This window comes from Daejeonella sp. JGW-45, from assembly GCF_029360805.1.
Taxonomy (GTDB): Bacteria; Bacteroidota; Bacteroidia; order Sphingobacteriales; family Sphingobacteriaceae; genus Daejeonella.
Genome location: NZ_JARKNC010000006.1, coordinates 80,166 through 93,300, shown reverse-complemented (window position 1 = coordinate 93,300; position 13,135 = coordinate 80,166). Strand labels below are relative to the sequence as shown.

Below are 13,135 nucleotides of genomic sequence, written 5' to 3'. Positions count from 1 at the left end.
AAAATTAGTCCTTAAGTTCAACAATCATCTCGATCTCGACCGGGATGTTTCGCGGCAACGATCCCAGTCCTATCGCCGAACGGGCGTGTTTTCCGTTTTCTCCGAATACCTCGACCATCAGATCTGAAAATCCATTGATCACCTGCGAATGGTTATCAAATTCAGGTACAGCGTTGACCATACCCAATACCTTTACTATACGCTTTACATTATTTAGATTACCAATGCTAGCCCTGAGTGCTTCCAGCAGACTGATACCGGTTAAGCGGGCTGCATATTTAGCCTGCTCAAAATTCACTTCCTTCCCTACTTTTCCTATCATGTATTTCCCGTCTGCTTTGAGGGGGCCTTGTCCTGACAAATACACCAGGTTGCCAACCCGAACGGCACCGACAAAATTTGCTGTAGGCGGCCCAGGAACGCGCAGTGTAATTCCCAGCTCCTTTATCCTGGTTTCGGGATCTACCGATTGGGCATTTGCCGAACTAAAAGCAAGAATAGATGTTAAGAGTATAAAAAGGACTGCTGTGAAATGATTTTTCATAAGTATATAATATTTTTAAATCCGCACTGCGGACAAACCTTGCACGAGCTTATTTGTGCCGTGTACGTGTGTAAGCAATAAGCTCAGGTTTCATTTATTTATTTATTCTGTTGTTCTTTGTTGCGAATTCCCACAGTAAGCAGGTCGACGTTTTGATTATACTATTTAGCTGGTGGAAAAGACAGGGCATTCAGGTCATAAACCATCCGTCCTCCTTTTATAGTCATTTCACATTCCAGTAGATTTTTGCCTTCTTTCTTGAATCTGGCTACATCATAGAACCCGAATTTCCCTTCACGCAGGTTCAGTACCGTAACATCTGCAATAGCGCCTACAGAAAGATGCCCCAGTTCTTCACGTTTTATCGCCCTTGCTGCAGACCAGGTACTTGCCTTAACCGCATCTGCCAAAGGCATGTTCATAGCCATGAATTTAGACATTACGTTCAATTGGTCCTTCATTGCTGAATTCATACTGCCGGTATGTAGATCTGTGCTAATGGTTTCGGGAAAGAAGCCTTGCTGAGTTGCCGGAATAGCTTGAGAGAAAGTAAAACTTCCGCCACCATGGCCAACATCAAAAATAATTCCTCGTTTACGGGCTTCGAGAACAAATGGCATCAGCTTTTTTGTCTGGATATCCACTATGGTCTCCTTAGTTTTGATAAGCTCTCCATAAGTATGAGTAAAGATATCACCAGGACGCATCTTTCTAAGGAACAGCTCTTCCAATGATAAGCGAGGAACGGTACCCCCAAAGTCAACCATGATTGGCATACCAGCAAGCTTACCTGCCTCGACTGCACGATCAACGGCAACCCAGTCTGACTTATGGTAATGTGCCACTTTTATCCCCACGATGTGATCTTTGTAGTGTTTGGCTACGTCCGCGGCCATACGAGCATCAAAAAAACTGTTATTTTGTTGTTCCAACGAATTTTCATCTCCATACATTCCTTTTTTGGATACGTTCAAAAATGCCAGCACGCGGGTTTGCGATTTGTCTATCACATTCTTCTTAAACAGTTCGAAAGTCTCAGCACCCGCATCGCCGGCGTCAACAATCGTAGTCACACCAACACGAAAAGTAAAACCATCAGCTGGAAGGGATGCAAACCCGTTTTCCAGGTGACCATCATGATCTGTGCCGGCAAAAACGTGCCCGTGAATGTCTATCAATCCGGGAGTAATGTACTTTCCGGTAATATCAATTACCTGCTTTGCTTGCTTAGGATCAATATTAGCTGCAACCGCGGCAATTTTGCCGTCCTGAATGGCCACATCCATTAATTTATTAATCCCGTTCTTCGGGTCAATCAAATGTCCTCCTTTTAGCAAGGTTGTATAAGCCTGAGAATAAGCTCCAAAGCAAAGAAGAGCAAGTGATAAGGTTAAAAATAATCGCTTCATTGATTTCTATTTATTTATATTGATGCATTAACAAGTTCTTCTTTAATTCTGCGTGCCACAATTTTCTCTTCGCCGGGTTGGAGACAATGCATCGCAACACGGATACTATTATCTTTTTCCCAGGAAATCACTTCGATGGATGGGTTCCCAAAGCGTAGTTTTTCTCCCATTTGGGTATGGGTTGATCGAATCGTCTGAGGATTCCAGGATATTAAAAGAGTGGGCATATTGTTATCTGTGGGGGGCACGACCACTTCAGTAGAGATTCCCGGAATTGATTTTATGCTGTTGTCAATGAGCGCTATTTTGTTTTCCCATTGCTTCCACTCCTTTTTGTGATCGAGATTGATAAAACGCTCGAGTGCTACGTACATGGCAAGAATTTCCTCTTTATTCACCTTCTGTCCCCGTCCTATGCCCCCTCTTGGATTATTGCTAAGTCTGGCTGCTGCAACGAGATCTCTTTTCCCCATCAGGATACCGGCACTCTGAGGGCCGCGCATAGCCTTACCTCCTGATATAGCAACAAGATCAAACCCCATCTCGTTAAACTTCCACAGATTCTCAACCGGAGGCACATCTGCGGCAATGTCGATCATCGTTGGCAGGTTATATTTCTTTCCAAGTTCGATCCACTCTTCGTGTTTGATCTGGCCTTTAGGCGCCTCTCTGTTGAGGAACCAGAGCATCGCAGTTCGAGAATTTATTGCCTTTTCGAGCTCAGCCCTTGTTTCAACCTTGATCAGTTTAACACCTGCCTGCGTGAGCGCATGATCATATCCCAAAGAGTGGCTCTTTTGGAGAATAACCTCCGTTTTCATACCTGTGCCAGCAAGGTTTGGCACCTGGCTTACTTTCTTTTCGTCTAAGCCCGTCAATACACCAGCCATCCCAAGAGTAAGCGCCGACCAGCAGCCGGCAGTTACCATAGCAGCTTCTGCCCTGCAAAGTGCAGCGATCTTTTCTCCTACCTTATCCTGCAGCTCATCAAGTTTGACAAACTTTTTGGATGAAGCGTTAATTGCCGACATCACCTCATCGGGCATAATCGACCCAGTCATAGCGGTATAGTTTCCAGCAGCGTTAATAAACGTCCTCAGACCTAACTCAGCATAAAGATCACGTTCCGCCAGTTGGGTTGACAAAGCTGAAACGGGCTTAGCCGCCGCCGAAATAGTTCCCGCAAGGGGCAGGATGGTTAATGTTTTCAGTATTTCTCTGCGTTTCATAATAGCCTGCTTTTAAAATGGAGCTTTAACGTTTAGGCAGTGGCGTCACGATGCCGTTAAGGTCATAGACGATCCGTCCGTCCTTGATAGTCATTTCACACTCAAGCTTTTCGTTGCTTTGCATTTTGTAACCTGCAAGGTCATAAAAACCAAAGTTTCCCTTCCTCATGCCGAGGATGGCAATATCTGCGATTGCACCCTCAGAAAGATGCCCCAGTTCGGTACGTTTTATAGCCTGTGCCGGCGCCCATGAGCTTGCTTTTATAACGGAAGGAAGGTCCATTCCCAGCTTTAAAAACTTAGACATCACGCTAAGCATATCTTTCATTGACCCTTTCATACTGCTGATATGAAGATCGGTGCTGATTGTATTGGGGTGAAATCCAGCCTTCGCGGCAGGAATAGCCTGGGAATAGGTAAAACTTGAGCCGCCGTAGCCGACGTCAAAAACAATCCCGCGCTTCTGCGCTTCAAGTACAAAAGGCTTCAATTTTTGAGTACCGGTATCTACTATGGCCTCTTTGGTATCCAGAAGCTCGCCAAAAGTATGTGTGAATATATCTCCCGGGCGAAGGTGGGTCATGAACAAGTCGCGTATCGACAACCTGGGTTTTGTGCCCCCGAAGTCGATCATAACAGGCATATTGGCAATTTTTCCAGCCTCTACTCCCCGGTCCACGTTCACAAAACTAGGCGAAGTAAAATGCGCTACCTTAATCCCGACTACATATTCTTTATTGGCCATGGCAGCCTCAGCAGTCTTTACCGGGTCCATGTCGTCGACATTTTGTTCGACAGGGCCGCCACGCATCCCGCTGCCCACGATATTCATAAAGGAAAGTACACGGGTTTGAGAATTATCGATGATGTTTTTTTTGAAGATCGGAAAATCCTTCCATCCTGTACCGCCGGCGTCAACTACTGTTGTTACACCAACACGCTGATAAAAACCATCAGGCATGACACTACTGAAACCATTACTGTACATCTGATTGGGCTGCGTTCCTGCAAAAACGTGGCCGTGGATATCAATCAGGCCCGGGGTAACATACATACCCTCGGCGTTAACCACACTACTTGCCTGCGAGGCATCAATACCTGTAGCAATTTTTGCTACCTTGCCATTAGCAATTGCCACATCCATCACACGGTTGATATTATTTTTCGGGTCAATAACATGACCACCTTTAATAATAATATTGTAGGGCTTAGGTTGGGCCAGCAGTGCGACCGGTAAAAGAACACTTGCAAAAAAAATGTAGAACTTCCTCATGTTATTTGTTTTTAAACGTTTAGGAATGAATAATTAAAATATTTTTAAGCGTCTCGTGAATAAGCTGCGGAGTCATCAATCTAACCTCTTCCCGTTTTGATCCCATCCTTTAGAAAAGAAAAAGGACTCAGAGGGACTGGTGTAGCGTACCTGTGATAATTCCGGAGTCTCGAGCTTCTTATAACCTAATATCCGGGATTCAAGGGCAAAGTCAAGGATTCCGCTGCTGAGCATTGTACGCTCCACCGGATAGGGGGCTTTGCCCGTTTTAAACATACTCTCCATATGCTTAACCAGGCAGCCAAAATGATAATGTGGCTTCCCTGCCTGCAACTTCATCAGTGTAGAGAATGGCTTTTGCCGGCCTTCCAGATCTATCGCATAAGTAAAGTCCTGAACAAGACCTGTTAACAGAAATGCAGCAGCCTTCAGTCCGTCATTATAATCTATAATAAAGACCGCGGGCTTCTTCACAAGTTCCTTCATATTGCCTGCTACGCGGGTTTCGCTGTGAGAAATTGCCTGATCGAAAAGCCGCTTAACCCAATCGTTCTGCTCTAGATAATTCCAGCAGTCCTGACCTTCAAGGCACTGCACAGCTCGGACACCCGTTTCGCCTCCCTTTCTTCTTTCCACCACAGCTTGCAAACCATCTAATAAGTGAAACCCATAAATATCTAGGCCGCTAAAGGAAATCCCAACCGCATATTTCTGCTTTACACCATAAGGTGTATCTATAGCCGGGATACGCACTGAAACCGGAACTGTAGAACCTGCAAACATTGGAAACTTCAATTCTTTCGAGATTTCAACCATTCGCTTAGCCTGTCTCCAGCTCCACGATAAGTGTTTATCATTAAAAACCGGAACCGACTTCTTGTACTGGCGGAACGCGTCAGTGATCTTAAGGAACATTTCGAACCTTGGATATAACTTTTGTTCCTTATCATTCATAGGATACGTACCGTGTTCTCCTATTAATATTACCCCATCAACGGCAAGGCTATCACCTCCTAAGGTCAGTGCATCAGCTACTGTCCTGAAGATTGGAACATTGTGCTTCTTCGACATCTCTCGGCTAATGTCACCTCGGCCAGCGCCCCCCTCACCAAACTGCTCAAGGAACATTGACACAATCTTTGACTCTGGATAGGGAGCAGCCTCGTCCTGATTATAACCCTCAAGATACTTTCCAACAATCACATCTGCATGTGAGCCGGTAAAATATACACTAATAATCGCAGCAATGCGCTTCGGACCAGATTGACGGGCCGGCTCATAAGTTGTTAGTTCTTCTGCATTTGACTGGTACGGCATGATAGCACCCGCTACAGCACCGGATACCGGTACTATTGACAGGTATTTAAGGAGTTCTCTACGCTTCATCTCGGTTAAAAGGAGGAATTATTTTATTGTGAATTAATTAAAAGAGAGAGGAAAATTTACATCGTAAGATATAAACTTCTCCTCTCCCATCAAAGTGAAATTTACTCTTTATCCCACCAAACACGACTTAAAAGAGTGTTATCCCCGCTTTGCCTTGCTTTAGCTGCAAGGAAGTTCTCTCTGTTAAGAGTTTCTTCCGATTCAGGAACAATATAACGACGTGGAATCCTACCACCTGTAATGTTTCCCGGGTAATTTGTTGGAATTAAAACTGGATATCCAGTACGTCTCCAGTTGGAGAAATTCTCTATCTGATCAAGATAACCCAGAACCCAACGTTGAGTTGATATCTGCTCAAGCTTCTGTTCGAATGTACCTGCTGTGAGGAAGGGGTTATATTTCAGGTAGGTAGTTATTTTATCGGTAGAAATTGCGCCTCCCGCACCGTAAAGCGACCATTGCTTCATGGCGGAAGTTACGCCGTTGTTATATGAAGTTGCTGCACTTCCCGAATACCAGCCCCTTATAGAAGCTTCGGAAAGAAGAAAATGAACTTCTGCCGCACCCAGCACAATGACCGGAGCATCATAACGCATAACGGTATTGGGGTTGGGTTCTGAATACGTTTCAAAGTCGGCCGGATACCCGTTAAACTGGGCATTTTTCATTCCCTTTTGAAGAGCAGTTGCTGTATCTGCAACATACCCACCCGAAGGTTGCTTTACCCATAAAACTGAGATCACATTCAACCGTGGATCTTTGGTAGTTGTCGAATTTCCTTTGAGGTGATTAATGAAACGCTGAGAGATTTTCGAACCTTGAACATTCAGTGGGTTCTGACCATCAACATAATCTAACACCCTCATTTGCTCAGAGAAAGGATTTCTGTTACTTAGCAACCCACCGTCAGCATACGGAACTCTTGCCAAATCCGCATCTTCCAGAATCGGGCCGCCCGCGATCGCCTTTTCCACCCAAGTTTTGGCTAGAACAGGGTCGATTTTAGTGAGACGCATTCCCAGTCTTAGCATCATGGAATAAGCGAACTTTTTCCATTTCACAGTGTTTCCATCATAAAAAAGATCCGAGCTACCGAATGTAGGCTTGGAAGCATCGAAAGACGTTGCAGACTCTTCAAGTTCTTTGAACATATCCTTATAGATATCGGCCTGAAGGTCATATTTAGGCTGATATTTACTTTCGAGCCCTTTTAGCGCCTCTGTATATGGAATATCTCCGTAAAGGTCAGTAAGCTGATGCACAATATATACCCTCCATATCCTAGCGGCAGCAAGTTTATTGATGTTTGAAGGGTCTTTCTTGGCTTCATCAATTACTAACTGGATCTGATTCAGACATCCCGTATAAGCCGCCCAGTTGTTTCTTACATAACCCTCAGCGAAGTACTTATCGCCCGGAGCTGTTACCTCGCTGTAGGTAGCTTCTTGCTGAAGCATCTGCATATTATTGAAACGATTGCCATTAGGATTTAATCCCACAGCTCCCAATTGTGCCTTGGTGAACAAAAAGTTCGCATTTACCGATTCGTAAGCATTAGGATTTTTGTTCAGCTCCGCAAGATCTTTTGTACATGAAGACAAAGATACTGCTAAAATAAAAGCTATATATATAGGTTTAATTCTTAAATTTTTCATATTGAAATTTGATAACATTAACTAAAACCTTACAATTAAATTAACACCAATATCCCGGGTTCTCGGAATTGTATTCGATGATTGCCCCTGTGTGTTCCCAATGGTATAAGCGGATTCAGGATCGAAATCTGTGATGTGCTTATGCAGAATGAAAGGGTTTCGCGCGACAAAAGAAATATCAGCAGATTGAATCTTCAGTGCCTGCAGTTTATTTACAGGTATTCTGTAATTCAGAATCAGACTACGCACCTTGATAAAATCGCCGTCAAACACAGATGTAGTTAATGGGCTCAAGCTTGCCTGATTATTATAATAGGTATCTAATTGATCAACCGGCCATGTTTTTGTAAATGGCTGGCCTGCCTGATCGACACCCGTCACTGTTAAACCGTTCTCTCGGCCAGGAAGTGTATTCTTACTTAGTCCGAAACGGTACATATATCTGCTAAGACCTGATTGAACAATATTTCCGAACTTTGCATCAAGAAGGACATTCAATGAGAGATTTTTATACCTGAAATTGTTTGTCAAACCCATGGTGTAAGGTGGGACGCCCTGGCCATATTCAATTTCCGGCCCCTGGACTTCATATCCGCTTAGCCGATTGTAAACCCGTACGCCGTCTGCGTTTGTCAAATACGTCCTACCTCTAATCGTGTTGTATGGTCTGCCCACACCTGCACCACCTACTGTACTTAAACCAGGTGCAAGTTTCAGGATCTCGCTTTTATTGTATGCAGCATTATAACTTACATCCCATGTGAATTTATCCGACTTAACTGGAGTGCCTGTTAAAAGGAGTTCCACCCCCTTGTTACTTAACTCCCCCACATTTAAAAGCGCTGAAGTATACCCTGAAGACGCCGCAATAGAAGTACTTAGAATATCGTCCGTTGTTTTACGATTGTAATATGTGAAATCTATTCCTAAGCGATTATTCAAAAACTGCATATCGATACCAGCCTCATAAGTGGTAGATGTAAGGGGCCTGAGGTTAGGATTCGACAGTGCAGCCGAAGTATTTTGAACTGGCCGCCCAATATGACCTCCCTGTTGAAACGTGTACAACTGGTTGATTTGATAAGGGTTTACTGTAGCACCTCCTACTTGTGCCCAGGATGCTCTGATCTTAGCGAAACTGATAAGTGATGGCAGTTTAATGGCATCAGAAAGAATAAAACTGGTACCAAATGATGGGTAGAAAATAGAGTTATTTCCCGGATTTAAAGTTGAAAACCAATCTTGCCTTCCTGTGAATGTGAAGTAGAGCAAACTCTTATACCCTATATCCGCAGATCCAAATACAGAGTTCTGCCCAAAACGGCTTAAGCCTACTGATGCAGTCTGTAATGCAAGGTTCGAGAAACTTATGAAATCAGGAACGATAAACTCAGAGCCATTATTTACGGTTGACTCTGATTTGTTTCTTTCGAGGTTAGCACCTGCCATCGCCGTAAACTGGAAGTTCTCAAAAAAGGTTTTATTGTAATTCAATAGAGCCTGAGCGGTCGTTTTGGTTACAAAAGACGTACCTGAATTAAATAACCCTCTTGGTCTTTTCGCAGTACCTATAGGCATATAGTCCATAGACTCGAACCTGTCTATATCCCTCATACCGCTAACTTTTAATGATAGCTCATCAAGGATCTTATACTGGATACTAGCCTGTCCCATGAATCTGTTTTTAGTATCCGTATTTCCCATTCGGTTAATAACAAAATAAGGATTTTGAGCTTCAGGGACCTGTTGCCACTGCACCTCGTTGAAATTAGCATCATATCCCGGAGCCAAATTGCGAATGTCTACCGTATTAGCTAACAAGTTAGTTGCCCATGAAGTAGTATTATCAGCATATCCGTTACCAGGCCGGTTCTTACCTTTTTCAATATTATACTGCAAAGTAGATTCAACCGTGATTCTATCGCCAAGCACAGACCTTAAACTGAGATTTCCAGTCTGCCTGTTATAGCTTGAGTTTGGTTCCATCGCCTGGGCATGAAGATCCGAAACTGACATTCTGTACGTTAGTGCTTGCGTACTTCCTCCCGAAAACGCGAGGGTATTTGTAAGATTAGTACTTGGTCTGTAAAAATTCTTCCAGTTATCTTTTACATTAACAGCAGAATATGGGCGCATCACGCCATCGAATTGCATATATGGCTGTCCGTCGATCTTAGCGCCAAAAGACAAGCGGCCCGAGCTAATCGCTTCGGCCTTGGTAGTAGGCTTCACTCCGTCAAGCCCCTGACCGTATTCATACTGGAATTCAGGATACATTGAAGGGCTACCAACAGTAAAGTTACTATTCAGCTCTACCCCGACGCCCTTTTGCAATTTACCACTCTTCGTAGTGATAAGTATCACTCCATTTGATGCCTGGCTACCATAAAGAGCAGCTGCAGGACCTCCTTTAAGAACATTTATTGTTTCAATATCATCCGGATTTATAGCAGCGATACCATCTCCGCGATCTAATATCGTTGAGCCTTCGCCCTGAGCTTGTGAGCGTGCGGTATTATTCATAGGCATTCCGTTGATCACATAAAGAGGTTGGTTATTACCACTAAGAGATCCGTTACCTCGGATAATTACACGACTTGAGCCGCCCGGACCCGATGACATGCCCGTAACATTTACACCAGCGATCTTACCACTGAACGCATTTGCCACGTTGTTTTCTCTTGCTTGCGTAAATTCCTCGCCTTTCACTTCTGTTACAGAATATGCAAGTGCCTTTTTCTCACGAGAAATACCCAGAGCCGTGACTACTACCTCGGTAAGGGCTGTGTTGGCAGCTTCAAGCTTCACGTTTAAAGTCGTTCTGCCACCCACGGCAACTTCTTGTGTTTGATATCCGATATAAGTAAAAACCAGGATGGCATTATTATCGGGCACGTTGATCGTGAACCTTCCATCAATATCTGTTGTTGCACCTACAGAAGTTCCCTTTAGTTTGATACTTACTCCAGGCAACGTTTCGCCCTGCGCATCCGTTATTTGACCTCGCACAACGATATCCTGGTCGACATCAAAAATTTGAACATTTGGAGAAGAACCGTCCGGAATAGTTGCTGTAAATGTCTTTTTTGAAACTAATATGGTTTTGCTCCTGATACTGAACTCAAGCGGTTGATCCTTAAAAACGCTTGTCAACACCTTTGAAAGGTCCTCGCTAACAACATTTATTGTTACGGGCCTCGCAAGACTGATCAATTCTTTCTGGAAGAAAAATCCGTATCCTGTCTGCTTCTTAATCGTCGAGAGCACTTTTTCAATCGGCACGTTTTCGCCACTGTAAGTTACTTTCTGTGAGAAGCCTTCAGCATGAACATTTAATATTAATACTAGAAGAAGAATGAACGTTAGCTTCATAGCAAGGAAAATTGAACTAAATGCGCCCCTTTGACTACTACCACGCGCAAAGAACCGCATTGCGTTGTTAGTTGTTGGCTTTAGGTCTAATAATGTGGAAAGACCTGAACTGCCCTCAGTTTTGGTAAAAAAATTCATAAATTTGTTTGGTTTGGTGATCAATAAACTATCTCAATAATTTTTTATCCGAAGGCCAGACTTTAGCCAGGGGCGCGACAACGCTTCTGGTTTTTTCTTATGCCTTCTTTCGATTATTTTTACGGCATAACGACAACCTCCTTCCCTTCCAATCGAAAATGTACATTGCTTTTTTCAAGAATTTCCAATACTTCCAGAAGCGTTAAGTTAGTCGATATCGCCCCGGCAAAATGATGTTGCGGCAAGACCCCCTCGTATTTAGCTGTCACTCCATACCATCTTCCAAGCTGACGCATTACAGTTTCTATTGGGGCATTCTCAAAATAAAAATAACCGTCTTTCCAGGCTACCTCTGTTTGCGTATCGGTTGTACGCTGTATCCTTATATTTCTGTCAACTTTTGATTGTTCTCCCGGTTGCAGAATCTGAGACTCTTTTGTATTAAGTTCAATTACCCGGACTTTCCCCTCGATCAGCGTTGTCGTAATTGTCGGTTCATCAGAATAGGCATTGATATTAAAGTGCGTTCCAAGCACTTCGACTGACTGGTTACCAGAACGAACAGAGAATTTACGATGAATATCCCTGGAAACCTCAAAGTAGGCTTCCCCCTTCAACTCTACCTGCCGCGTGTCATCCGTGAAAATAACAGGGAAACGCAAAGACGAGGCGGAGTTCAGCCATACTTTACTTCCATCAGCAAGGTTTAATTGAAATTTACCACCAACCGGAGTTTCAATAGTATTGTAAATGACCTTAGCATTATCCGCTAATTCGTCCGGAGCACCCTTACGCTGATTAGTAAGCGTATACTCTATTATTCCGTTCGAATTTTTGTGAACATTGATACCGTTTTGATTGATCACAATTCCGTTCTGAGAATCATCAAGAACAATCTTTCGTCCATCTGCCAGGGTAAGTATGGCTTTGTGGCCGCCAGGAAGTATATCTTTTGGCTTTGCTTTGGCAACAACCTTATCAGCAACAGCCATTTGCTCTGTTACATTACCGGAGTAATAATATAAACCAGCCACCAGAAACAGCAGGATACTGGCTGCAATACTTATTGCATAGTAAATTGGGTTAATGTAGCGCCGTCTGCTGATTCTTTCATCATTTACAATTTTGGAAAAAATCATTGTCTTTACATGGGCTTCATCCTCAGCTTCGTCTAAATCCCATTCAACTTCCGCGCTAAGCTCAGATCTATACCATGCAAACAAGCTATCAATCTCTTCCTGGGAAGCAGTGTTGTGAAGGTATTTCTCAATTAGTTGGTGGATTTCTTCTTTTTGCATAGCTCACCCATTTAGGCTTATATACATAAAGTACCATAAGGGGTCGTACTACCCTTGCCCGAAAAGAAAATAAAAAAGATTACCCGGAAAAGACGCTGAACGCTAAAAGAAAAAATGGAATCCGTCTCTCAAGCTCAACCGGATAGTTTTCAAACCCTTGGTAAGATGTCCTTCGACTGTTTTCTTTGAAATTCCTAATTCCATTGAAATTTCGGAAATAGATAAACCAGAATTGCGACTATATTTAAACACCATCCGGCAGTTTTCCGGAAGGTACTCCACTATTTTGTTAATGTATTCTTGGGTAAACCTGGCCTCGATCTGGTCTTCGCTAAGTGTTGATAGCTCATCCTTACAATTCTGGGCTTCAATCTCCAATCTTCTCTTCTGTCTGTAGATAAGTTTGAGTACCGAGAATCTTACAGCGGTAGCCAGGTAGCAGTTCAATGACTCAATCTCAAGTTCGGCATGCTTGACCCAAAGCCGGGTGAATATTTCCTGAACAACATCCTGAGCAATAGCTTTGTCTTTACTAAAATTATAAGCAATGGCCAGGAGTCGTTTCCAATACCTGTTGTAAATTTCAGTAAACGCTCCATGTTCGGCCGCTTTTAAATATTCAAGCAATTCCTTATCCGTTGAAGACTTATATTTCAAGACAGTTTAAGTTAAGCAAGACCAATATAAGAATATTTCCACAACTCAATAACATAGTTATTTTCAAAAAATCAAGTTGTCTTCCGCCAGAGATCAAGTATTCCTCATAAAGAAATATGGGATACCCGAATTATAGCTCGGATATCCCATACGCGGATAAAGATAAAATATTAA

Annotated in this window: 9 protein-coding genes; all 9 read right to left on the bottom strand. The window is 43.3% G+C overall.

The window, feature by feature from the left end:
- Positions 1 to 4: 4 nt before the first annotated feature.
- On the bottom strand, positions 5 to 544 hold the full coding sequence (locus P2W76_RS07880; protein ID WP_276347159.1) for a RidA family protein: 540 nt from the start codon (positions 542 to 544) through the stop codon (positions 5 to 7).
- Between the two features lie 161 nt (positions 545 to 705).
- Positions 706 to 1,953, bottom strand: coding sequence for an amidohydrolase/deacetylase family metallohydrolase (locus P2W76_RS07875; protein ID WP_276347158.1), 1,248 nt, complete (start codon positions 1,951 to 1,953; stop codon positions 706 to 708).
- Between the two features lie 14 nt (positions 1,954 to 1,967).
- The gene (locus tag P2W76_RS07870) at positions 1,968 to 3,182 is read right to left on the bottom strand and encodes an aminotransferase class V-fold PLP-dependent enzyme (protein ID WP_276347157.1); all 1,215 of its coding nucleotides are present in this window, start codon (positions 3,180 to 3,182) and stop codon (positions 1,968 to 1,970) included.
- 25 nt (positions 3,183 to 3,207) lie between these two features.
- Positions 3,208 to 4,455 carry an amidohydrolase/deacetylase family metallohydrolase gene (locus P2W76_RS07865; RefSeq protein ID WP_276347155.1) on the bottom strand — a complete coding sequence of 416 codons (1,248 nt, stop codon included), beginning with the start codon at positions 4,453 to 4,455 and terminating at the stop codon, positions 3,208 to 3,210.
- Between the two features lie 75 nt (positions 4,456 to 4,530).
- Entirely contained in the window at positions 4,531 to 5,841 is a 1,311-nt protein-coding gene (locus P2W76_RS07860) for a hypothetical protein (RefSeq protein WP_276347154.1), read from the bottom strand.
- 101 nt (positions 5,842 to 5,942) lie between these two features.
- Positions 5,943 to 7,496 carry a SusD/RagB family nutrient-binding outer membrane lipoprotein gene (locus P2W76_RS07855; protein WP_276347153.1) on the bottom strand — a complete coding sequence of 518 codons (1,554 nt, stop codon included), beginning with the start codon at positions 7,494 to 7,496 and terminating at the stop codon, positions 5,943 to 5,945.
- A gap of 21 nt (positions 7,497 to 7,517) precedes the next feature.
- Positions 7,518 to 11,006 (bottom strand): SusC/RagA family TonB-linked outer membrane protein, encoded by a 3,489-nt coding sequence (locus P2W76_RS07850; RefSeq protein WP_276347152.1) that lies wholly within the window; start codon positions 11,004 to 11,006, stop codon positions 7,518 to 7,520.
- A gap of 119 nt (positions 11,007 to 11,125) precedes the next feature.
- The gene (locus P2W76_RS07845) at positions 11,126 to 12,304 is read right to left on the bottom strand and encodes a FecR family protein (protein ID WP_276347151.1); all 1,179 of its coding nucleotides are present in this window, start codon (positions 12,302 to 12,304) and stop codon (positions 11,126 to 11,128) included.
- A gap of 102 nt (positions 12,305 to 12,406) precedes the next feature.
- Complete coding sequence (locus P2W76_RS07840) at positions 12,407 to 12,961, bottom strand: RNA polymerase sigma-70 factor (protein ID WP_276347150.1); 555 nt, start codon at positions 12,959 to 12,961, stop codon at positions 12,407 to 12,409.
- Positions 12,962 to 13,135 lie beyond the last annotated feature (174 nt).